Genomic DNA, 21,538 nt, shown 5'->3' on the forward strand with positions numbered 1-21,538 from the left:
CCCGAAAGGTGCTTTTTATCATTTTACTTTAAGATTACCCAATCTCAATCATTCGTTTTGGTTTAGGTAACGCTTCTTCGCGTTTGGGAAGTGTGATGTGCAACACCCCATTTTCATACGAAGCATTAATATCGGATTCATTTACAATTTCCGGAAGTGTAAACGCTCTTTTAAAGGAAGAATAACTGAATTCTTTGCGAGTATATTTTCCATCGCTGTCTTTTTCTTCTTTTTCGTGTTTAGATTCAGAGGAAATGGTCAACACGTTGTCATCCAATTCTATGTTAAAATCTTCTTTTCGTTTGCCTGGAGCGGCCAATTCTACCACAAAAGTGGTTTCGGTTTCTTTAATGTTTACAGGTGGAACGGTGTTGTTCATACGTTCCATACCTCCCATCCAATCCGGTTTGAAAAATTCATCAAATACAGCAGGAAATGGGAAACGGTTGGTTGTTTTTACAAGTGTCATAACTTTTTATTTTATAGGTTAAACATTTACTTTTGACTTGTAAAAGACAAAGTTTATACCATTTGAAAATAAAAGTCAAATTGACATTTTTTCAACACAAAAACAGTCAAAATTTCAGATTTAAATTCTGATTAACAAGGTTTTAACAGACATTTTTTCATGTAAATCGCTTTTTGAGAAACAAAATTGAATACATCAAAATTTGAATCTCTATCAACCTTTCTACAATTTTACAAACTTTCTATTCTCCACCAAATTTCCTGAAATAAGTTTCAAGAAATAAACACCCGCTTGCAAGTCTTGCACGTCGAGATTATTGCTTGGATTATAACTGCTTTTCACTGTTTTTCCATGTATATCAATCACTTCCAATGCATCAATAGCCAATGATGAAGTAATCATGAGCATACTTGATGCCGGATTAGGATAAAGCGTAATATTGGCTTCCAAACTTGATTGAGGTAAATTCAATGTTGAATCAGGACGTGTAGCTACTGCTCCTAGACAATTGTTGTAATTTGTCATCATATTGATAACCGAACCTTCTTCATTATTGATCGCCGTTGTGCTTGTAACAAGTCCGGTTTCAAGCGAAATCCCATACACATTTGAACCATTACTAAAATAATATGTTCCGGTTATTGGGTCAATGGTAGAACCGGCATTTACAGAATAAGCGGCGGTTGGCAACGGAACTTCAGAAATGTTTGTTACTTCACCGGTGGTAGGATTAATTTTTCCGAAACGCATTAAATAAATCGAGAAAGGAAAAGAAACCTGAGGATCTTGAACTTGGGTGTTTTCTACCACCAAACCGTAAACCGTTTTATCGGCACAATTATAGCTGAAATTCGTAAAATTAAACTCATTTGGATTACTAAAAACAATGTCCGGATTGCTGTAAACTGCACCGTTATATAAATCGATACCCATAAATTTTGAACCGGTCGAATAATAATAGACCATTTCTTCAGGGTCGATTGCTGTTCCAGCCAATTGATACCCTTCACCAACAGAAGTTTGAGAGAGCTGGGTTAAATCGCCATTTTCGCTATTCAATTCCGACAAATACATTCCAATTAATTGGTTGTTTTCAGTAAATGTACTGGCTAAACCATAGAGTTTGTTGTTTGAATTGTTATAACGAACGTTGGCAAAATAAGTAGTTCCTTCATAAAAACTGGTGATGGGTAATTCGTTGATGATGTTTCCGGTAAAAATATCAAACGACATCATAAAATTGGTAGAAACCAAATTAAACCGATTAGTAGTTTGGTTAAGCGAACCACCGGTAACACTAAAAATATTGGGACTGGTTTCCTCCCCCACATTTGTAACTATACCATCCGTGGGATTTAATTTGCCCATTCGGGTAGTTGATCCGGTTTGAGCATTATACTTCGAAACAACCGTGTACAATTCATCTGTGGATTGAGCATTAACTTGGAATGCGGTTGCCAAAATTCCGATTAATAGTAGTGTTTTTTTCATAGCTTAGAATTGTTTTAATGCGTTATTTGAAATTGCAAATAAGTGGATAACAATTAATTTTTACTAAAGTTAATTGATAAATTAACGCAACTGTTAAAATTACATATATTTAACTATTGTTGAAGTAGTTATGACAGCTGTAAAACTGTTTTTGTAGGCATTTTTATGGCTATACTTCTCAACTAAAACTTGAAACTTTTCTTAACCTCAAAGAATGCGAAGGATTTCGTAAAGGGCACATTTTAAACTCAATATATTATTTATGCTATTTAGGATAAAATTAGTGAGGTGTGGAAGTTTTTTGTATTTTAGTGAAAAAATATAAAACGCAACTAATTGCGGCAATCTACCCGATTTTGGGTGTGTGGTTGCTACTTTGTTGCGGATATAAACGAGTTAGCCACAATTTTATAAAAAACTATAAATCCAATTGAAAATGGAAGAAAAAATATTAGAAACAATTGTAACTTCATTTATTGGAGAGCTTGTCAAAGAAAGCAAAAATATATTCAATGACCTTGCAGATGAAGGTAGTCAATTGCTAAAAACTGGACTTAATAAGTATTTACTAAAACAGAAAGAGAAATATTCTCATTTAAAAACTTTACTAAAAGGAAATACACCAGTTTATCTTTACGATATCTATTATCCTTTGAAATTAACAAATCGAGAGGAAACAATTAATACAAATTTAATTTCAAATGTTTTTGAAAAAACTAATTATGTGACAATTATTGGTGATGCTGGAAGCGGAAAAAGTACTGTTGTAAAACATTTATTTTTAAATTCAATTTATACACAGTTTGCAATTCCAATATTAATAGAATTTAGATACTTAAATGAATATGAAAATGATTTAGAGAGTTATATTATTGATAAAGTACTTGAAAATAAAATTGCAGAAAATCCAAAAATATTGGATAGACTTTTAGAAAAAGGAAAGTTTGTTTTCTTTTTAGATGGATATGATGAATTAAATGCAGATATCAAAATTAAAATAATTGAAAATCTAAATTCATTCATTAATCAATTCCCAGAAAATAAATTTTTGCTCACTACAAGACCATTCTCTGATATTGAACACTTGCAAATTTTTCACAACTATAACGTTAAAAAATTATCGTTTGAGGAAGGTGAAATTGAAGGATTTATTCATAAACAACTATCAAATGAAAACGAACTAGCTAATAAAATATTTGACTCTATTAGTACGAACAAAAGTGAGTATATTCAAAGCTTTTTGTCTAATCCATTATTATTATCTCTTTACATTCTGACTTTCCAAAGTAACGCTGGAGTACCTTCAAAAAAATATATTTTTTACAGAAGGGTAATTCAAGCTCTTTTTTCAGAACACGATAGTAAAACTAAATTAGGTTTTGTTAGAGAACAATTAAGTGGATTAAAACAAGAAGAATTCGAAGATATTTTAAAGATATTTTGCTTTTTATCTTATTTTGAAAGTAAATTTAATTGGGATTTAGATTATATTCTTGATAAATTTAATAGAATAAAAAAAACTAAAAATATTGATTTCAACAATAATAAAGTAATTCGAGATTTAAAATCAGCTGTTGCTCTTTGGGTTGAAGATAACGGTGATTATTCCTTTGCACATAGATCATTGCAAGAATATTTTGCAGCATTATTTGTTAAAAATCTAAATCCTGTTGAAAATGAAAGAATTTATTCAAAAATAATTGACCGTTTCTCTAAAATATCAAGTTTAAATGAAGTAAGAAATTTTTTGTCTTTACTTGAGGAAATGGATACATTAAACTTTAGAAGACATTATTATTTACCTCTTCTTAAAGAATTAAGAGAAATCATTTCTACAGAAAATGATGAAGCGTTGTTTATATCATTTATACAATTTTTTGCACAAGGAGTGAAATTCTTACCTGAAAATAATAATAGACGCTTTTTGGATATTGATATCAATAATTCTAATATTTATAAAAGTATCTATATACATTTACCTTACACACAAAAATTATATTATATTTTAAGAGATGTCAATAATGAAAATAGACAGATTATGAGCGGTAATGATACTATAAAAATCAAAAGAGGAAACAAAGAAGAAGATATACAATATATTAATTTTAATAAAAATCTACCCGCAGAATATAAAAATATTTGTTATGAAAATGTTCTTGCATTAGGAAAAGAGTTTAGTGCATTTATTGATAATGAAATTGAAAAAACTGAAAATTTTATTGAAAAATCGATTGAAATAGATAAAGACTTTGTAGATTTAATATAAAAACTGTGCTAACAGCAGTTTGCAAAAATGGCGGCTTGTAGGCTTAATTTAAAGTTAGTTTTGTACTTGCAAAGTCAGTGTTTAACCGAAAGTTTCGGTTTCTTAAGTCCGCAACCTCGCCAAGCCCGAAACCGTTACCCTCCAATATTTTCAACACTAACTCCAAAATAAAATGAATACAAACATCAAATCTGTAGACGAATATATTGATTCTTTTCCAAAATCAATTCAGTTGACTTTGAGTACAATTCGCAAAGTAATTATTGAAAACGCACCAAACGCTGTGGAAAGTATTTCTTATGGAATGCCGGCTTATAAAACGAACGGAAAGCCATTGGTGTATTTCGCTGCGTTTAAAAAACATATTGGATTTTATGCCAAACCTTCCGGTCATGCTGAATTTAGTAAAGAGCTTGCAAAGTACAAACAAGGAAAAGGTTCGGTACAATTTCCATTGGATCAAGTTCCGTATGAATTGATAGCAAAGATGGTTGCCTTTCGAGTGAAAGAAAATGAAGAAAAGTTTAAATAATTGCTACAGACTTCTCTAAGACTTCTCTTCAAAATTGGTAACTTGCAAATATGTATCTGAATTAGTTGCTACTAATCCAATCCATTCAAAATATTTTAATAAAATAAGCAGAAGTAATCCGAATGAAATATATCAACTTTACTCTACTATTAGCTATTAGTTGTATAGTTATTTTTTTGAGTGGATTTTTTTGGATAGGTTCAAAAGAAAATGCCGAACAACTTCTAGAAAATCCTATACAATCTTTTGTATTAAGATTTATCGGTTTTGTTAGTATCGGAATAATAATGTTTTTATTGGTCGTTGTTGTGAATTTGTTGTTGATGAAATTCACAAAATACAATATTAATTTAAAAAAATTAATTTGGTTAAGCTTTATAATTATTATAATTAGCAGTTTAATTGGAACTTCTATATTCTTCGTTTTTATGTAAAATAGGTTAATAACAGGTTTTGAGTCCAATTAATTATTTTTTGAAAAAAACTATTTATTTATTGTTTATCAATAAATTTTTATTATTTTTGCTTCATTAAATTACTTTATTATGGAAATCAAAATTGGAACATCTCAAATTTTAAAGGCATTGTATATCCTTTCCTGGATCATTTTCATAGGATTATGCATTGATGCCGGTGGGTTTATCTTTAATACTCTTTATAGCTTGTTCATCAGCGACAAAAATGTGGGTCATTTTTGGAATTATTTAGACTTTTCAGCTCTTTATGCTTTCAGTACAAGTAGTTATATTACGCAAGTGGTGTTGATTTGTATTGTAGCGGTACTAAAAGCTATCTTATTTTATTGCATTGTAAAAATACTTTATGATAAAAAAGTAAATGTCGAGCAACCCTTCACCGAAAGCGTACAAAAATTTCTTATGAGTGTTGTCTATCTTTCCTTTGGTATTGGATTATTTTCCGCGTGGGGAGCAAGTCAAAGCGGAAAATTATCTCTAAACGGAGTTTCATTACCTACGTTAGAAATGATGAAATTAGACGGTGCCGGCGTTTGGTTCTTTATGGGTGCTACCTTATTAGTAATTGCCATTTTATTTAAACGTGGAATTGAAATGCAACACGAAAACGAATTAACCATCTAAGCTATGCCAATTATTATAAACCTTGACGTGATGATGGCCAAACGAAAAATGTCATTAAACGAACTATCCGAAAAAGTGGATTTGACCCTTTCCAATTTGTCTATTCTAAAAACAGGAAAAGCCAAAGCCATTCGGTTTAGTACCTTAGAAGCGATTTGTAAAGTATTAGACTGCCAGCCCGGTGATATTTTGGAATATAGAGAATGAGGCAATTATTCAATTTGCTAATTATGCTGTTCTTGAAAAATGCTTAACAGAACATCACCTTCCAACATTCGAGTGGGTGATTTTTCCATTTCCGCCAAAACCCTTTTGATGGAAAACGGATTGAGGCCTAATTTCAAGCCCAACTGATACATGAATTCATGCTCGCGGTCATGGTGATGATTGTCACAGTGCGAAAGCAAAGCCAGACGATAGAAATGCTCGATGCGTTTAAACTCCGATTTAAAAACTAAGAGTTCGTTGGGTAGCGAAAACAATTCTTCAAAATCGGTATCGCGAACGTTTAACTCTTCCGCCACCATTTTGATAAATTCATATTCGCGTTCATGCACTTTACCGTCTACTTTTGACAGTTCAATCATATCACCCAATAAACTTAATTTTTCTTTGTAAGTAATCATAAAACCATATTTTTGGCTAATTTAGTTTTTCCGTTTAATTTATCAAAAAATGAAGTTAATTTTCTCGTTACTTATACTTTTCGGTATACTTTTTTTCGTGAGTCAGAAGGTTTGGAGTCAAAAACGATATTCTACTTTTGAAATAGAAGCTCCACAACTGAAAACCAGTAAGAAAATCTGGGTGTATTTGCCAAAAGACTATGCTAAACAAACTCGGAATTATCCGGTAATTTACATGCATGACGCCCAAAATCTTTTCGATGCGAAAACTTCTTATGCCGGCGAATGGAAAGTGGATGAAACCTTAGACAGTTTGAAAATGAACGTAATTGTCATCGGCATCGAACACGGTAACGAAAAACGTCTGGAGGAACTAACACCTTTTAAACACGATAAACACGGCGGAGGAAATGCCGATGCGTATTTGGATTTTATTGTAACTACGTTAAAACCCCACGTTGACAAAACCTATCGAACCAAAACAAAAGCCAAACACACCACTATTTTTGGGAGTTCGTTAGGCGGATTGGTTTCGTATTATGCGGTTTTAATGTATCCGGAAATATTTGGAAAAGCAGGTGTCTTCTCCCCTTCTTTTTGGTACACGAATGACATTTATGCCTTAACTGAAAAGACAGAAAAAATAAACGCTAAACTCTATTTCCTTTGCGGAGACAGAGAAAGCGAAGACATGGTAAGCGATTTTACAAAAATGACTACTTTGGTTGAAAAACGAATCTGCAAAAAATCAAATTTGAAACAAATCATTATCCGTGGCGGAAAACATAATGAAAAGTTATGGCGGGAGAATTTTGGGAATGCGGTTCGGTGGATGTTTTAGTTGCGAGTTTGAAGGTTGCGGGTTGCGAGTTGCGGGTTGCGGGTTGCTGTAAAAAATAAATCATTTGTATATGTTTAACTTCTTATCTTTACAACATTATTTCGGCAGTATGTTAACTCGAAACCCGAAACCTTCAAACCCGAAACCAATATAAACATGAACAACAACGACATCTTCAAAAAACTCCGTGTAGCCCTTCAACTTCGTGATGATCAAATTGTAGAAATCATGGAATTGGTTAATTTTCGTATTTCGAAAGCGGAATTAGGAGCTTTTTTTAGAAATGCAGATCATCCGAATTATATGGAATGTGGTGATCAGGTTTTACGTAATTTTTTGAACGGATTGGTGATTCATTTAAGAGGAACTAAAGAAAATCCAAAAAACCCGATGGAGGTGATTAAAAGTCATAAACCAACTTCTACTTCCGCAGAAAAACCAAAAAGTAAAGCATTTGGTGATAAAAAAGCTTTGCAAAAATCAGCTCCTAGACCTGTCGGAAAACCAACAGGAAAGCCTGGATTTAAAAAGAAACCGGATGCAAAGCCTGAAATTGTTGAGAAAGTAAAGTTTAATAACGGTAAGAAAAAATAGTTTCTACAAATACCTTTCTGCTATAATCCGTTGATGATGCTTTTGATGTCCGGCAATAATAAAACCAATAGCTCGAACGGTGAAAGAATTGTTTGAGGCGATTCCTGTGTAAATCAATTCTTCATTACTAAACGATTTAAACAAATACAGCGTTGATAAACGCACTGCTATGTATTCTTGAAGTAAATCCGTTAGCATTCTTTTATTAGCAACTGTTGCATCAACATACTCATTTTCATCAAAACTATGGAGTGGCGTTTGGTCTTTTCGGGCAAAACGTAAGGAACGGTAGGCTAAAACACGTTCGGTATCAATTAAATGTTGCACAATGTCTTTGATGGTCCATTTTCCTTCCGCATAACGAAATTCATGCTTTTCGGATGGAATTTGAGTTAGAAAGTCTTCAAAATTGTGGATTGAATTTTCTAATTCTTCAATCAAATTTACATTGCCTAATGCGTTGATGTAAGGGGAATAATACGATGCGTATTCTGTTGGTTGTAAAGTGGATGAGTTCATTTTTTTATTTTTTTAAGCTGAATTTCTACTCGCATTAATATTTCCAAACAACGAACGAGTTACAATTTTTTCATAAACGGCAATTTGCTTTTCGTCCGGACTTTTTTGTTTTTTTAATTGGCTGATTTTCAATAAAGCATATTGCTGAATCGTCAATAATGGCAATACAATTTGTTCGCGAATTTCAATAGAAGCTTTTCCGTCAGGATAATTCTCCATCAATTCGGTGAAACCGGATATTTTGAGCAATAATCGTTTGGTTTCCAAGTATTCATCATAAATAATCTGCCAAAACTCGCCAAATTCTTCATCCTTTTGAATATAAGCCGTAAGCGGAAAAAATGATTTTGACAACGACATCATGCTATTTTCAATCAGCGTTTTGAAGAACAATGAATTTTGATACAACTGCGTTACTTTTTCCCACTGATTGGTTTCTTCAAATTGTTTCAAAGCGGTTCCTACTCCGAAGAATCCGGGCACATTTTGCTTCAGTTGACTCCATGATCCCACAAAAGGAATGGCTCGCAAATCATTGAAATTCAATTGATCTCCTTTATTTCGTTTAGACGGACGACTGCCGATATTCGTTTTGGCATAATAATTCAACGTGCTCATTTTTTCCAAATAAGGGATGAATTTCGGATGTTGCTTAAACTTCAAATATTTATCATAACTCAATTGTGACAATTCATCTAACACATTGTTGTCCGTTTCAGAAAGTACATCTTCACCTTTACTGAAAAGCTGATTGGTTGCACCTGCACTCAACAAATTCTCTAAATTATAACGACACGAATCCAATGTCCCAAAATTAGAACTGATGGTTTGTCCCTGAACTGTCACTTGAATCTGCTGATTTTCGATAGTTGACCCCATCGAAGCATAAAATTTATGTGTTTTTCCTCCACCTCTTGCCGGCGGACCACCTCTACCGTCAAAAAAGAGCACTTTTACGCCATATTTTCGAGAAATAGCTGTCAATGTTTGTTTTGCTTTATAAATGCTCCAATTCGCCATTAAATAGCCTCCATCTTTTGTACCGTCGGAAAAACCAAGCATAACTGTTTGGATATTATTTCTATTTTCAAGATGTTTTTTGTAAGCTGAATTGGTATACAACTGCTCCATAATTTTATCAGCCGCTTGCAAATCATCTACCGATTCAAAAAGCGGAATAATATCGACGGAAGGATTTTTCCATCCGCAAAGGCTAAACATAGCAAATGTTTCCATCACATTCAATGCACTTTCGTTGTTGCTGATAATGTAGCGGTTACAGCCCAATTCACCATTTTTTTCCTGAATGGTTTTCATGGCATGAATGGAACTTACAGTTGATTTTGTAATTTCACTTTCAAAATCTGCTTCGGTTAATGAACTAGTGACTTTAGATAAAATTTCAATTTTTTCCTTTTCGCTTAAGGCGTCATAATCCAAAGGAAATAATGACTTTTCTTTATTAACAATCTCCTGAAAAACCTCTTTGTGAATGCGGCTATTTTGACGAATATCCAACGTGGCGAAGTGGAAACCAAACAGATTGAGTTTATTTAATAATAAGTCGATTTCATCCAAATAAAGTGATTGATGTTCCTTCTTAATGATGTTTTTAATTTGTTCCAAGACCGATTTGAATTCCTCATGTGTGATGTAAATTTCTCCTCTTGAATAAAAAACGGAACGATACAATTTACTTTCGACATCGGCAATTAAAGTATCAACTCCCTTGAATGTAAGTTTTCGTTTTAGTTTACGTATGTCTGTGTAGTATGATTTTAAGATTGATGTTCTGAGTCTTTCGGCTACTTTCAATGTAATCTCAGTTGTTACAAACGGATTTCCATCCCGATCGCCTCCCGGCCAAAATCCTAAATTAAAAATGGAGTTATGAATTTCTTCTCCATCAAAAATATTTTTTTGAAGGTATTGAATCATTTCACCCACTGTTTGATAAAACACATTTTCCAAATACCAAATCAAACTAACAGCCTCGTCAAATGGGGTTGGTTTCTCTTTTTTAATGAAAGGCGTTTTGCCCAATTGAGCCAATAATTCTTTTATTACAATCAAGTTATTTACTCTTACAGCCTCTGTTAAATCGGTTATAATTCCCAATACAGCACCGGGGTAAAATTGCGTTGGATGAGCGGTTAAAACTGTACGAACTTGAAAGTTTTCTAGAAAATCTTTTAATTCTTTTCGCTTAGAACGTTGCTCTGCTTTTTCTTTCATATCACGAAGTGAACCACGGCCTTCCATATTGTTCACCACCGGAAAAGCAGCATCTTCAATGGCATCAAACAAGACAATTTGACGTTCGACGTATTGAATAAAACGAAACATCAATTCAATTTTTTGCTCCTCGTTTGGATTCTCTAAATATTTGGATGCAAAGGAATTAACAATTTCTTCCGGATTTTGTTGGTTTTTAAAACCGTTTTCACAAACTTCAGCAAATAAAGGCAATAAAACCCCGGTATTGTCAATCGCATCAAAAGGAAGCGTAATGAAAACACTGTTATAAATCTGGTATTTGGAAAGTACGTTTTGGTGAAATCGTTCAATTTTGGGTAGCGTGTACATAGTCTGTATTTTTGCTCACTAATTTAGTGAATTATTTTAAAGGAAAGCTTACCAATAGGCATAAAAAAACCCTCTCGTGGTATTGGAGAGGGTTATTATACTTGAAGATAAACTTACATATTTTTGAAAATCGTGTGCATCAAACGTTTTTTGTCGTTGATACTTTCCTCTAACGAAATCATCGTTTCCGTGCGATAAACTCCTTCAATATCATCGATCATGAAGATAACGTCTTTGGCATGTTTGGTATCTTTTGCTCTAATTTTACAGAAAATATTGAATTTTCCTGTTGTCACGTGAGCAACGGTTACGAAAGGAATTTCATTGATTCGCTCTAAAACAAATTTTGTTTGCGAAGTATTATTTAAAAACACTCCTACATAAGCAATAAAAGAATAACCTAATTTTTCATAATCCAACGTTAACGACGATCCCATGATAATTCCGGCATCTTCCATTTTTTTTACTCTTACGTGAACGGTACCGGCAGAAATTAATAGTTTTTTGGCGATATCCGTAAAAGGAACTCTCGTATTGTCAATTAACATGTCAAGAATTTGGTGATCTACTTCATCTAAACGAAACTTACTCATGGTTTTTTGTATGTATTTATTGTTGTTTACTTAATGCTACAAAAGAACTACAATTTATTCAATAAAAAAACGATTTTGTTATTTTTTTAGCAAACCATTAACAAATATTTTGCTATTTCCTAACATAAAATCAGCTTTTCCATTAATTTTAGGAAAATTACCTTCTTCATCTTGAAACAATTCTTGCTGAGCATCATATTCGGTATGACCATAAAAACCTTCTAAATCCCCCACACTCGAAATATACGCCTTGAAAACCAGTTGATTTTCGATAATTTCCTCTCTAAATTGTGCTGCAAAATTCGTTATTAATTTTGAATTATCATAATTTATTTTGACATTTCTGTAAACAATATCGAAAAAACAGACATTATTTTGAGGAATTTTCAAATAATCGTCGATTTTATTATTAACTATATCGTTTTCGTAAAGTCTTTGGAAACCACTCAATAAACTGATGAAAATAAATTTTCGCGTTTCTTCTCTGTTGTAATCATTTTGAAAATGTCCGGCCTCAAACAAAACAGTTGGCACACCCATTTGTTGAAATGTGTCTCCTACACAATTTCGATTAAAACCATCATCAAATCGCCCCACTTGATTAGGGATAAACTGCTGAAGTTCTTCATTTATACCCGCTATTAAATTAATCGCTTTTAAACGCACTGCATTGATTTCCCTTTCTTCGTTATAGGAAGGAGCCAAAAATGAAACAGTTGCCGGATTTTTTGTTTGTCCGGCACCAAAAACCGTTCGCTGATCATGTAAATTATAACAAAAATCAGGTTTAAAGTCATTAAAAACATCCATCAACAGCTGACTTTCAGGCTGAGAAAGATTAATAAAATCACGATTTAAGTCGATTTGATTTGCGTTTTCTCTTGTATATAATTCCGCACCATCCGGATTAAGCATCGGAATAAAAAAGAAACTAAATTTAGCTTTCCATCTTTTCGCTACTTCGTCATCGGCATCTAAAAAATTAAACAAATCAAAAAGTGCTTTTGTGGTCGTACTTTCATTTCCATGCATTTGAGACCAAAGCAAAATTTTAAAATCTCCGGTTCCTACTTGATAGCTGTAAATTGATTTTCCCTGAACCGATTTACCAATCACTTTGATTTCGTTTTTAGCAAAATGTTTACCTAAAATTTGTTCAATATTTTGGAGCGTGATGTAGCGTCCCAACAATTCAGTTTCTTTATTTTTTTGTAAGATCGATAGGTAGTCCATGAAGGTAAAATTTAGCTATACAAAGGTAAACATCTTTATTGTAACATTTGTAAACAGTCTAAAAAGACACTCTAATTTAACTTTGTAAACATTAAAACAATTAAAATGAATTGTGTATTATATAAATATATTATATTATTTAAAATCAATACTATGAATAACTATATATAAACTTATAATTTAATATTTATTAGTTATAAAAAGTTAAATTACAATTGTAACATTTACAAACTAAATCAAATTGATTACATTTGTAACATCAAGATTTTACTTATTCTACATCATGCAAGACACAAAGGATTTTGTTCAAAAACTAGAAAAAATTTTAGACTACTTCCAACTCAGTGCTTCTGCTTTTGCAGATAAAATCGGCGTACAACGATCAAGTCTTTCCCACCTACTCTCCGGCAGAAATAAACCCAGTTTAGAATTTGTAATTAAAATTACAGAAGCTTTTCCGGAGGTAGATTTGTATTGGTTTTTGTTTAACAAAGGAAGCTTTCCAAAATCGAATTCAGCAGAAAACATCTCAATGAATGAAGCCCAACCATTGAAAAAAAGCGAAGAAAGCAGTAAGACAGAAACGACTAAGCCGGATAAAGTCAGCTTTTTAAACCAAGATGACGTTGAAAAAATAGTAGTTTTCTACAAAAACGGAACATTTAAAACATATTTACCCAAATAAAGAAAGCCTCAACTCGAAAGAGCAAAGGCTTTCAGTACCAATAAAACAAACACAAAAAACTATCTCTCTTCCAAAACTCAAGGCGATTACTTATTTAATGCGTTGGATTTTAGTCTTAGATTCCTGTTTGCATTTGGTGATTTTAGCTGTACAGTGTGAATTATTACTATAAAGTTTTTATAGAAGTAATTTGATTTAATTAACTTATTATAAATTAATTATAATTTTTATCTAAAAAAACATCAACCTACACAACCTCATGGTTATACATGCATATACGAAAAGAAATTGTGGCTGGTTTTAATAATTAGTTTTTCATTTCAAAACTGTATTCCGGTATTTTTCCAATTACTCCAACAAAGAATTCTTGCAGAAACTGCAAATCCTCCTCAATTTTTCCGGTAGGATAAAAAGGTTCCCCGAGTTTGACTTGTTTTTTACCATAATCAAAAGCAACGGGAATTATGGGAACATTGGCTTGAAGAGCAATATAATAGAAACCGGTTCGCCATTCGGTAACTTTTTTCCGTGTACCTTCCGGAGCAATGGCCATTCTGAAAGTCTCTCTTTTTTGAAAAACTTTTGCGATAGCATCCACTTTATTTAGGCCTCCTGATCGATCTAATGGCTCTCCCCCCATCCATTTAAAATAATAACCAAAAGGAAATTTAAATAGTTCTTTCTTACCCACAAAATTCATTTCCAACTGAACTATTCCCCGAGTAAAGATGCCAAGGTAGAAATCATGCCAACTCGTGTGAGGTACAACAATCATTACACATTTTTTTACAGATGCATCAATAGAACCTGAAATTTTCCATCCCATCAACTTGAAAAAAATCAATTTATAAAGCCATTTCTTCATTGCCTAAAATATTTTAGTAAAAATACGATTTATGCCTTATTTTTGATAAAAATTATCAAATGTTCAAAAAAATAATCAGCTACCTCTATCCTATTCCTTTGCATAAAACGACTTCTGACATCAGTAAATCGTTGGAAGTTACCTTGGTAAACGGACAAGTGGTTTTAGATAGTTTGAACACCAATTATTCTTATGGAAGTCTGCAACGCATCCTTCGCAAAGGGCTTCTGAGTATTGGTTTTGAAAATATAAAGCCGTTGAATCACACACTCGTTTTAGGCGTTGCCGGCGGAAGTGTCATCAAAACATTAGTGGATGAAATCGGTTACACCGGAAAAATTACCGGCATTGAATTGGATGAAAAAGTAATCGATTTGGCCAATGAACATTTTGGTTTGGATAAAATCAAAAACCTGAATATTATTCATCACGAAGCCTTTGAATTTGTATTAAAAACAAAACTGAAATATGATTTAATTATTGTTGATATTTTTCAGGACACAGCCATGCCCGGCTTTTTATTTGAAAATTTCTTTCAAAATCGGTTAACGGAAATTTTAAATGTAAAAGGCTATATCCTATTTAACACAATGATTTTGAAGGCCCATGACAATGCTCGAAACAAAGCTTTTCTTTCCTTTTTTGATGCTGAAAAATATAAAGTTTGGACACTTCCACGAGTAGAAGAACATAATGAATTAATTATGATTAGGAAAGAAAAATAACTTGGTATGTTAATTGTATGATATACAATCAATACCAATTAAATTAGTACTTTTGATGGCAGAAATTCACAACATGAAAAAATTATATTACCTACTTCCAACTGGTGTAGCCCTACTCATTTTATTTGGTTTTGAAATGGATGATAAAGATAAAAATACCCAAAAAGCAGGAAAAAAAATGCAGGAAATGGTGATAGGCATTTCAAAATATGCCCGGAAACTTAATCCTGAATTTATTGTTATTCCGCAAAACGGTTCAGAATTAGCCTTTCAAAATGTTGATCCCGACAAACCGTTGTGCAATGACTATATGAATGCCATTGACGGAATAGCCATTGAGGAATTATTTCTGGACGAAAAAGGTAAAGCTGACGATTATCGCATCAATAATCTAAAAAAAATTCCTAAAGACAAAAAAGTAATTGTTTCTGAGTTTGTAAAAGAGAAAAATGATGAAGATAGAATTGTTAAATTGAATCAAGAAGCAGGATTTGTTCCGTTTATCAGAACGGCAGACAATTATCATTATCATACAATTCCTGAAAAAATTTTGAATGAAAACAGCAATAATGTGAATAAATTAATTGATGTTCAAAATTTCTTGTACCTCATTAACGCCGATGATTTTGACACTAAAAAGGAATTAATTGATAAGGTTGCAAATAGCAATTTTGACTTAATTCTAATCGATTTATATTATTTGAGTTTCCCCTACACCAAAGCCGATTTAGAGAAACTAAAAGTAAAGAAAAATGGCGGAAAACGCTTGGTAATTTGCTACCTCAATATCGGTGCGGCCGAAAACTGGCGAAACTATTGGCAACCTGATTGGAAGAAAGGCAATCCGAAATGGCTCAAAAAGAACTACAAAGGTTATGACAACGAAATATACGTAGAATTCTGGGAACCCACTTGGCAGAAAATGATGTTTGGCAACGATGATTCGTATGTGAAAAAAATTATCAATACCGGATTTGACGGTGTTTTTTTAGATAATGTGGAAGTCTATTATGCTTTATACAATTAAATAAGAAGTCTGGCTTTTTCTAAATCTTCCGGCGTGTCAATTCCGATACCAACATGATCGGTTTCTACCATTTTGATTTTTTTTCCATATTCTAAATAACGAAGTTGTTCTAATTTTTCTGAAGCTTCCAATGATTTCATCGGTAAATGATAAAAATCTAACAACGCTTGTTTTCTGAAAGCATAAATTCCAATGTGTTGAAAATAACGAACACCCACATTTTTCTCTCTTGGATATGGAATTACAGATCGTGAAAAATACAAAGCCATTCCGTTTTGATCGACAATTACTTTTACGTTATTAGGGTTTTCAATCGAATTCCAATCGGTGATTTCTCGCATAAGCGAAGCTAAATCAACTTTTTGTTCTACATCGTTTTTAAAAACTTCAATCACCTTTTCGAGTGGCTCTTTGTTGATGAAAGGTTCGTCGCCCTGCACATTTACAACCACATCAACGTTCAAATTTTCAACCGCTTCGGCAATTCGGTCACTGCCACTTTCATGTTCTTTGATGCTCATAATGGCTTTTCCGCCTTGCGAAACAATTTCATTGAAAATTAAATCCGAATCAGTTACTACAAAAACATCATCAAATAAATTAGTATTCACGGCCGCTTCATACGTTCGCGTAATGACTGTTTTTCCACCCAAATCTTGCATAAGTTTAGCAGGAAATCGTGTGGATGCATAACGGGCTGGAATGACGGCGATGATTTTCATAGTTAAAGGGCTGAGTTACTGAGAAGCTGAGTTGCTGAGTTTTTTTTAGGTTGTAATTTTTTTGAACAATTTAATACCCACAAAGAAAATAAAAAGCACCAAAACAAACGCTAAAATGGGTATAAAAATGGAGGCGAATGACATGACTGTGGCTGTTCCGGTTTCAACAGTGGAAACAATCGGGTTGCCAAGTCCACCGGTGGTTGCGGTTGAAGTTAATCGTGTTGCTGCCGTAGCGGAATTGATAGCTGCAGCTGTTCCTCCTCCGGCAATAATGGCTAAACCCCATGTGATTAACGGACTCAAATCGACCAACGTGGAAGCCATGACAGCAGTTCCGGCAATGGCTGCTAACGGAATGGCAATCATGTCTAAAATATTGTCTATAAAAGGAATATAATAGGCTAAGACTTCAAAAATCATGGCAATTCCAAGTGCAATTAAAGCAGGTGTTTCGCCCAACCAACTCCACGAATCATTCACAGGAATCCAATTCAAATGAGAAGCTAAACTCAGTGTAAAAAGCGGCACAAAAACCCGAAAACCGGCTGAGGCTGCCAATCCGATTCCGAGACAAATGCTCATAATAGTTTCAATGGATATCATACTTCAAATTTATTCAAAATTTTCATCTTTATAACCAATTAAATACAATTTCTCTTTGGCTCGCGTGATGGCGGTGTACAACCATCTGATATAATCTCTATCCACTCCATCGGGCAAATACGGTTGTTCTACAAAAACAGTATTCCATTGACCACCTTGTGATTTATGACACGTTATGGCGTATGAAAATTTGACTTGCAACGCATTGAAATATTCATTTTCTTTCACCTTTTGCACTTGTTTGTATTTTGGACCTTCATTTTCATAATCTTGCAACACTTCCTGATACAGGCGGTTGGATTCTTCATACGTTAAAGACGGTGAAACACTGGTTACGGTATCCAACAACAAAATGGTTTCAAATGGTTTTTGGTTGGGATAATCCACCATCCGAATTTTTACTTTAGCAAATTTAAATCCGTATAATTCTTGAACTTTGTAAATTTCGAGTATTTCAATGATATCGCCATTGGCAATAAATCCGGCTTCATCGGTTTCTTTTAACCAAAAATAATTGTTCTTTACCACCATCATAAAATCGCCGGCAGACAAATCGCTTTCTCGAAAAAGTATGGCATTTCTAATTTGTTGATTGTATTGATTGGCTCGTTTGTTTGTACGAACAATGAAGGCGGTTTCTTCCATCCCATCTTTACTATAGGCGGTATTGATGGCATCTTGAATATCATAACCATCACTTAAACGCACAATGTCTTTGAATCCTTTTACATTAAATTGAAACGAATCAATAAAATGCTCTTTCAAAACTTCTCTAAGTAAAGTAGCATTGTACAAAATTCCTGAGTTTTCCTCCTGACGCATCACTTCATCCAATTCAATATGAAGCACTTCCTTATTATAATAGGTTAGTAAGGTTTCAATATTTAAAGCCGGACTCACATCTAAATGAACCGGTGGCAACTGAGCAGTATCACCTAGCAAAATCATTTTACAATTTTCACCGGAATAAACATAACTCATCAAATCATCCAAAAGCGAATTGCTGTCCATTGATTTTGAATCGGTATTTACATCCGAAATCATAGAACTTTCATCTACAATAAAAATCGTGTTTTTATGTTTATTAATTTGTCTGGTAAAAGAAACGCCTCCTGAAGGATTTTTTTTAGGAAAATAAATTTTTTTATGAATGGTAAAAGCCGGTTTTCCAGAATAATTGGCAATCACTTTTGCTGCTCGACCGGTTGGAGCCAACAAAACATATTTTCTATTTACTGAAATTAAGTTTTCAACCAGCGTAGAAATCAAGGTTGTTTTACCCGTTCCGGCATATCCTTTTAAAACAAAAAGTTCATTTGAATTTGAATTTGTGGCGAAATTAGCAACCTTTTCAAAAAAAATGGTTTGTTTTAACGTGGGAGTAAATGGAAACGATTTTTGTAAGATACTGTAAAACAGAGATGAATTCATTTATGAAAAGTTAGGAAACTATTAAAATTCAAATATACTGATGAATTTTGTGTGAAATGCTTTTGAGAAAAAAAAAAAATTGTAGATTTGCCTTAAACTGAAATTAAAAAAAATCAAGATGATTAAATTAGTTATAATTGTTGTAGTACTTGCATTAGCCATTTTTGGAATTGTAAAATTACTGGATAAAAACACAAATACTAAATTGAAACCAATCATTTCAATTGTATTATGGGCTGTGACATTATTGTTTGGCTATTTAATTTACGAATCCATCCAAGACCCGATTCGTTTTGACAAATTAAAAGAAAAGCGTTTTCAAGTTGCCGTTAATAAAATGTTAGACATTAAGGCTGTTCAACAAGCCTACAAGTCTATCAACGGAAAGTATACTGACAATCTAGATTCGCTGATTACATTTATTGAAAATGAGAAGTTTACCATTATAGAAAGAAAAGACACGTCTATTATTGATGTCGAGAAAAACAGAGCTTTTGGTCTGACTGTTCAAGCCAATGGAACAGGAGGTTACTTTAAGGATATTGTTGTAACAAAAGAATTAGGAAAAGTGAGTATTAAAGATTCTTTATTTAAAGGTTCTGATAGATACAAAAGATTAAATGTAGTTAAAATTGATAACATTGAGGCAAAAATTGATTTAAAGTCGGGATTCATTAAACGTGAAGATTTAAAAATTCCTGTTTTTGAAGCAAAACTTGAAAAATCAAAATTGTTAACTGATCAAGACCAATCTTTGGTTGCGAAAGAAAAGAAAGTTGTTTCTGTGGACGGAATAAATGGTGAATACATTCTATTAGGTTCAATGGAAGAAGTTAGTTTGTCAGGAAACTGGCCTAAAAAATATGGAAATAACGAATAATTCAATCAATCAAAAAAGTTATAAAAAGTTGTCCATTCAGGTCTCACTGAATGGGCTTTCTTTTTGTTGCCGAGACACTTTGTCTGGGCAGGTTACTTCTATTGAATCTGTTGAATTTACAAATTTTCCAAAAAATTTCACAATTGAAAACTGTTTGTGGAAAGCGATTTTAGATTATTCTGACTTAACAAAACAGTATGATCAAATTACTGTTTTACACGAAAACAATTTAAGCACTTTTGTACCAAAGCCTCTTTTTGACGAAGATTATAAAGGTAGTTACCTACAATATAACACCAAAGTATTTGACACCGATTACTTTGCAGTGGACGAAATAGAAAAATATGAAATGATGAATGTTTATGTGCCCTACGTAAACATAAACAATTACTTAATCGATCAATTTGGTTCTTTCGAGTACCAACATTATACCGGAATTTTAGTTTCTAAATTATTAGATCTGTCAAAAAACGACGTTTCTCAAAATATGTTTGTGCATGTAGCCAAAACACATTTTGAAATCATCGTCATTCAAAATCAAAAATTAGTACTATTCAATTCATTTGATTATCAAACTCCGGAAGATTTTCTCTATTATCTTTTATTTACGGCTGAACAACTTCATTTAAATCCGGAATCCTTTAAATTATTTCTTTTGGGCGATTGTATAGAACAAGATGCTTTGTATCAAAAGGCCTATCAATATGTTAGAAATACAGCGATGTTGGATGTTACCGATTTACAAAAATCAAATACATTTTCTGCACAAGAAAACAGAACCCATTTTATACTATTCAACACTTGAGAATTATATCCGGAAAATATAAAGGTCGCCGATTATCACCTCCCAAAAACTTACCTGTTCGACCTACGACCGATATGAGCAAGGAAGCTTTATTCAACATTTTAAACAATCATTTTAATTTTGCAGAACTTTCTGTTTTGGATTTATTTTCGGGAACCGGAAATATCAGTTTTGAATTTGCATCCAGAGGCAGTGAACCGATTGTTTCTGTGGATGCCGATTTTGGTTGCATTGCCTTTATAAAAAAAATTACGAATGAATTTGAATTCAATATCACCGCCATCAAAAGCGATGTGTTTAAATTTTTAGAAAAAGCTAAAGGCGATTTTGATATTATTTTTGCCGACCCACCTTATGGTATGGAACAAAAAGAATTTGAAAAAATTGTTCAGTTGATTTTTGAAAATGAACTGTTATCAGAAGACGGTATGATGATCATGGAACATTCAAAACACACCAAACTTGAACACCTTTCCAATTTTTCCTTTGAAAAAAATTATGGAGGTTCAACTTTTTCTTTTTTTGAATGGGAAAGTGACCAAAATAATATGGATGAAGAGGATGTTTATGAAGAAGAATAAATTCTCTTTGTTTTTAAAAAAAGCAGACCTGTAAGCCGGATTCTGTATTCGCCTAAGCGAACCCTTATCATTTATCTGGTTCAACAGTTACCCATTGAATCGAGCTGCCTACCCTTCAACCTCGAACGAGTAGCCCTTATCCGCCTGAGCGGAACGTTGATTTACATGGCATTTCACCGCATAGAGTTTACCTGGTTTCACTACAGCCGAACTGTACATACTTTCTGTTGCACTGGTCCTCATTCCGAAAAATCGAAACGGACGGGCGTTACCCGTTATGCTACTCTTTGGTGTCCGGACTTTCCTCTCTCATTACTGAAAGCGATAAGGCGGTCTGCGTTGCAAAAATAAACTTAATTAA

Annotated in this window: 23 protein-coding genes and 1 other RNA gene; 12 read left to right on the top strand and 12 right to left on the bottom strand. The window is 33.0% G+C overall.

The genetic code is table 11. The features are described 5' to 3' along the window. Positions 1–34: 34 nt before the first annotated feature. Both ACIQ0M_RS03915 and ACIQ0M_RS03920 read right to left on the bottom strand, forming a co-directional pair. Positions 35–469: an Hsp20/alpha crystallin family protein gene (locus ACIQ0M_RS03915; RefSeq protein WP_396149924.1), complete on the bottom strand. Its 435-nt coding sequence runs from the start codon at positions 467–469 to the stop codon at positions 35–37. 222 nt (positions 470–691) lie between these two features. Further along, positions 692–1,960 (bottom strand): T9SS type A sorting domain-containing protein, encoded by a 1,269-nt coding sequence (locus ACIQ0M_RS03920; protein WP_396149926.1) that lies wholly within the window; start codon positions 1,958–1,960, stop codon positions 692–694. A 436-nt stretch (positions 1,961–2,396) separates the two neighbouring features. Between ACIQ0M_RS03920 and ACIQ0M_RS03925 the strand changes: the two genes are divergently transcribed. The 4 genes from ACIQ0M_RS03925 to ACIQ0M_RS03940 all read left to right on the top strand — a co-directional run bounded on the left by ACIQ0M_RS03925 (position 2,397) and on the right by ACIQ0M_RS03940 (position 6,065). Continuing rightward, positions 2,397–4,226 (top strand): NACHT domain-containing protein, encoded by a 1,830-nt coding sequence (locus ACIQ0M_RS03925; protein WP_396149928.1) that lies wholly within the window; start codon positions 2,397–2,399, stop codon positions 4,224–4,226. A 172-nt stretch (positions 4,227–4,398) separates the two neighbouring features. Next, positions 4,399–4,758 (top strand): iron chaperone, encoded by a 360-nt coding sequence (locus ACIQ0M_RS03930; protein ID WP_396149930.1) that lies wholly within the window; start codon positions 4,399–4,401, stop codon positions 4,756–4,758. A 545-nt stretch (positions 4,759–5,303) separates the two neighbouring features. Next, positions 5,304–5,858 carry a DUF2975 domain-containing protein gene (locus ACIQ0M_RS03935; RefSeq protein ID WP_396149932.1) on the top strand — a complete coding sequence of 185 codons (555 nt, stop codon included), beginning with the start codon at positions 5,304–5,306 and terminating at the stop codon, positions 5,856–5,858. A 3-nt stretch (positions 5,859–5,861) separates the two neighbouring features. Next, positions 5,862–6,065, top strand: a complete 204-nt coding sequence (locus ACIQ0M_RS03940; RefSeq protein ID WP_276978530.1) for a helix-turn-helix transcriptional regulator — start codon at positions 5,862–5,864, stop codon at positions 6,063–6,065. 17 nt (positions 6,066–6,082) lie between these two features. Here ACIQ0M_RS03940 and ACIQ0M_RS03945 read toward each other — a convergent pair whose 3' ends face one another. Then, positions 6,083–6,484: a TerB family tellurite resistance protein gene (locus tag ACIQ0M_RS03945; RefSeq protein ID WP_396149935.1), complete on the bottom strand. Its 402-nt coding sequence runs from the start codon at positions 6,482–6,484 to the stop codon at positions 6,083–6,085. A gap of 49 nt (positions 6,485–6,533) precedes the next feature. Here ACIQ0M_RS03945 and ACIQ0M_RS03950 point away from each other — a divergent pair, with 49 nt between their 5' ends. Both ACIQ0M_RS03950 and ACIQ0M_RS03955 read left to right on the top strand, forming a co-directional pair. Beyond that, on the top strand, positions 6,534–7,325 hold the full coding sequence (locus ACIQ0M_RS03950) for an alpha/beta hydrolase (RefSeq protein ID WP_396149937.1): 792 nt from the start codon (positions 6,534–6,536) through the stop codon (positions 7,323–7,325). Between the two features lie 156 nt (positions 7,326–7,481). After that, positions 7,482–7,919, top strand: a complete 438-nt coding sequence (locus ACIQ0M_RS03955) for a DUF1456 family protein (RefSeq protein WP_396149938.1) — start codon at positions 7,482–7,484, stop codon at positions 7,917–7,919. 3 nt (positions 7,920–7,922) lie between these two features. Here the strand turns inward: ACIQ0M_RS03955 and ACIQ0M_RS03960 are convergent, their stop codons facing one another. The 4 genes from ACIQ0M_RS03960 to ACIQ0M_RS03975 form a co-directional block, all read right to left on the bottom strand. Further along, complete coding sequence (locus ACIQ0M_RS03960) at positions 7,923–8,438, bottom strand: DinB family protein (protein ID WP_396149940.1); 516 nt, start codon at positions 8,436–8,438, stop codon at positions 7,923–7,925. 12 nt (positions 8,439–8,450) lie between these two features. After that, positions 8,451–11,024 carry a phosphoenolpyruvate carboxylase gene (locus tag ACIQ0M_RS03965; RefSeq protein WP_396149941.1) on the bottom strand — a complete coding sequence of 858 codons (2,574 nt, stop codon included), beginning with the start codon at positions 11,022–11,024 and terminating at the stop codon, positions 8,451–8,453. Positions 11,025–11,137: 113 nt separating this feature from the next. Further along, positions 11,138–11,617 (bottom strand): Lrp/AsnC family transcriptional regulator, encoded by a 480-nt coding sequence (locus tag ACIQ0M_RS03970; protein ID WP_091140893.1) that lies wholly within the window; start codon positions 11,615–11,617, stop codon positions 11,138–11,140. 78 nt (positions 11,618–11,695) lie between these two features. After that, positions 11,696–12,850, bottom strand: a complete 1,155-nt coding sequence (locus ACIQ0M_RS03975; RefSeq protein WP_396149944.1) for a M14 metallopeptidase family protein — start codon at positions 12,848–12,850, stop codon at positions 11,696–11,698. Positions 12,851–13,133: 283 nt separating this feature from the next. Between ACIQ0M_RS03975 and ACIQ0M_RS03980 the strand changes: the two genes are divergently transcribed. Next, positions 13,134–13,535 carry a helix-turn-helix domain-containing protein gene (locus ACIQ0M_RS03980; RefSeq protein WP_396149946.1) on the top strand — a complete coding sequence of 134 codons (402 nt, stop codon included), beginning with the start codon at positions 13,134–13,136 and terminating at the stop codon, positions 13,533–13,535. A 307-nt stretch (positions 13,536–13,842) separates the two neighbouring features. Here the strand turns inward: ACIQ0M_RS03980 and ACIQ0M_RS03985 are convergent, their stop codons facing one another. Further along, a complete protein-coding gene (locus ACIQ0M_RS03985) occupies positions 13,843–14,400 on the bottom strand; it encodes a 1-acyl-sn-glycerol-3-phosphate acyltransferase (RefSeq protein WP_396149948.1) in 558 nt (185 codons plus the stop codon). Between the two features lie 59 nt (positions 14,401–14,459). Between ACIQ0M_RS03985 and ACIQ0M_RS03990 the strand changes: the two genes are divergently transcribed. Continuing rightward, a complete protein-coding gene (locus ACIQ0M_RS03990; RefSeq protein ID WP_396149950.1) occupies positions 14,460–15,125 on the top strand; it encodes a spermidine synthase in 666 nt (221 codons plus the stop codon). Positions 15,126–15,180: 55 nt separating this feature from the next. Continuing rightward, positions 15,181–16,152, top strand: a complete 972-nt coding sequence (locus tag ACIQ0M_RS03995; protein ID WP_396149952.1) for an endo alpha-1,4 polygalactosaminidase — start codon at positions 15,181–15,183, stop codon at positions 16,150–16,152. On the opposite strand, the gene kdsB is transcribed toward ACIQ0M_RS03995, so the two are convergent. From kdsB to ACIQ0M_RS04010, 3 genes are read right to left on the bottom strand one after another with little or no spacing between them, the layout of a single operon-like run. Then, positions 16,149–16,874, bottom strand: coding sequence for a 3-deoxy-manno-octulosonate cytidylyltransferase (gene kdsB / locus ACIQ0M_RS04000; protein WP_396149954.1), 726 nt, complete (start codon positions 16,872–16,874; stop codon positions 16,149–16,151). The genes ACIQ0M_RS03995 and kdsB overlap by 4 nt on opposite strands. A gap of 45 nt (positions 16,875–16,919) precedes the next feature. Further along, a complete protein-coding gene (locus ACIQ0M_RS04005; protein ID WP_396149992.1) occupies positions 16,920–17,477 on the bottom strand; it encodes a DUF4126 domain-containing protein in 558 nt (185 codons plus the stop codon). Between the two features lie 12 nt (positions 17,478–17,489). Further along, positions 17,490–18,911 carry an ATP-dependent RecD-like DNA helicase gene (locus ACIQ0M_RS04010; protein ID WP_396149956.1) on the bottom strand — a complete coding sequence of 474 codons (1,422 nt, stop codon included), beginning with the start codon at positions 18,909–18,911 and terminating at the stop codon, positions 17,490–17,492. Between the two features lie 118 nt (positions 18,912–19,029). On the opposite strand from ACIQ0M_RS04010, the gene ACIQ0M_RS04015 reads away from it, so the two are divergent. Genes ACIQ0M_RS04015 through rsmD form a run of 3 tightly spaced genes read left to right on the top strand, consistent with a single transcriptional unit; the run spans position 19,030 to position 21,177 of the window. Next, positions 19,030–19,791, top strand: coding sequence for a hypothetical protein (locus ACIQ0M_RS04015; RefSeq protein WP_396149958.1), 762 nt, complete (start codon positions 19,030–19,032; stop codon positions 19,789–19,791). Beyond that, a complete protein-coding gene (locus ACIQ0M_RS04020; RefSeq protein WP_396149960.1) occupies positions 19,775–20,596 on the top strand; it encodes a DUF3822 family protein in 822 nt (273 codons plus the stop codon). Before ACIQ0M_RS04015 ends, ACIQ0M_RS04020 begins: the two co-directional genes overlap by 17 nt. Further along, positions 20,593–21,177 carry a 16S rRNA (guanine(966)-N(2))-methyltransferase RsmD gene (gene rsmD, locus ACIQ0M_RS04025; protein ID WP_396149962.1) on the top strand — a complete coding sequence of 195 codons (585 nt, stop codon included), beginning with the start codon at positions 20,593–20,595 and terminating at the stop codon, positions 21,175–21,177. Before ACIQ0M_RS04020 ends, rsmD begins: the two co-directional genes overlap by 4 nt. Positions 21,178–21,192: 15 nt before the next feature. On the opposite strand, the gene rnpB is transcribed toward rsmD, so the two are convergent. Further along, positions 21,193–21,518: RNase P RNA component class A (gene rnpB / locus ACIQ0M_RS04030), an RNA gene on the bottom strand. Between the last annotated feature and the right edge of the window lie 20 nt (positions 21,519–21,538).

Origin of the sequence: Flavobacterium sp., assembly GCF_044339515.1 — a bacterium.
GTDB lineage: Bacteria > Bacteroidota > Bacteroidia > Flavobacteriales > Flavobacteriaceae > Flavobacterium.

Coding starts and splice junctions, on each gene's coding strand:
- ACIQ0M_RS04020 (WP_396149960.1), top strand. CDS start 19,775: ATGGAAATAACGAATAATTCAATCAATCAAAAAAGTTATAAAAAGTTG.
- ACIQ0M_RS03975 (WP_396149944.1), bottom strand. CDS start 12,850: ATGGACTACCTATCGATCTTACAAAAAAATAAAGAAACTGAATTGTTG.
- ACIQ0M_RS03970 (WP_091140893.1), bottom strand. CDS start 11,617: ATGAGTAAGTTTCGTTTAGATGAAGTAGATCACCAAATTCTTGACATG.
- ACIQ0M_RS04015 (WP_396149958.1), top strand. CDS start 19,030: ATGATTAAATTAGTTATAATTGTTGTAGTACTTGCATTAGCCATTTTT.
- ACIQ0M_RS03965 (WP_396149941.1), bottom strand. CDS start 11,024: ATGTACACGCTACCCAAAATTGAACGATTTCACCAAAACGTACTTTCC.
- ACIQ0M_RS03990 (WP_396149950.1), top strand. CDS start 14,460: ATGTTCAAAAAAATAATCAGCTACCTCTATCCTATTCCTTTGCATAAA.
- ACIQ0M_RS03925 (WP_396149928.1), top strand. CDS start 2,397: ATGGAAGAAAAAATATTAGAAACAATTGTAACTTCATTTATTGGAGAG.
- ACIQ0M_RS03955 (WP_396149938.1), top strand. CDS start 7,482: ATGAACAACAACGACATCTTCAAAAAACTCCGTGTAGCCCTTCAACTT.
- ACIQ0M_RS03980 (WP_396149946.1), top strand. CDS start 13,134: ATGCAAGACACAAAGGATTTTGTTCAAAAACTAGAAAAAATTTTAGAC.
- ACIQ0M_RS03930 (WP_396149930.1), top strand. CDS start 4,399: ATGAATACAAACATCAAATCTGTAGACGAATATATTGATTCTTTTCCA.
- ACIQ0M_RS03950 (WP_396149937.1), top strand. CDS start 6,534: ATGAAGTTAATTTTCTCGTTACTTATACTTTTCGGTATACTTTTTTTC.
- kdsB (WP_396149954.1), bottom strand. CDS start 16,874: ATGAAAATCATCGCCGTCATTCCAGCCCGTTATGCATCCACACGATTT.
- ACIQ0M_RS03960 (WP_396149940.1), bottom strand. CDS start 8,438: ATGAACTCATCCACTTTACAACCAACAGAATACGCATCGTATTATTCC.
- ACIQ0M_RS03915 (WP_396149924.1), bottom strand. CDS start 469: ATGACACTTGTAAAAACAACCAACCGTTTCCCATTTCCTGCTGTATTT.
- ACIQ0M_RS03935 (WP_396149932.1), top strand. CDS start 5,304: ATGGAAATCAAAATTGGAACATCTCAAATTTTAAAGGCATTGTATATC.
- ACIQ0M_RS03920 (WP_396149926.1), bottom strand. CDS start 1,960: ATGAAAAAAACACTACTATTAATCGGAATTTTGGCAACCGCATTCCAA.
- ACIQ0M_RS03995 (WP_396149952.1), top strand. CDS start 15,181: ATGGCAGAAATTCACAACATGAAAAAATTATATTACCTACTTCCAACT.
- ACIQ0M_RS03945 (WP_396149935.1), bottom strand. CDS start 6,484: ATGATTACTTACAAAGAAAAATTAAGTTTATTGGGTGATATGATTGAA.
- ACIQ0M_RS04010 (WP_396149956.1), bottom strand. CDS start 18,911: ATGAATTCATCTCTGTTTTACAGTATCTTACAAAAATCGTTTCCATTT.
- ACIQ0M_RS03985 (WP_396149948.1), bottom strand. CDS start 14,400: ATGAAGAAATGGCTTTATAAATTGATTTTTTTCAAGTTGATGGGATGG.
- ACIQ0M_RS03940 (WP_276978530.1), top strand. CDS start 5,862: ATGCCAATTATTATAAACCTTGACGTGATGATGGCCAAACGAAAAATG.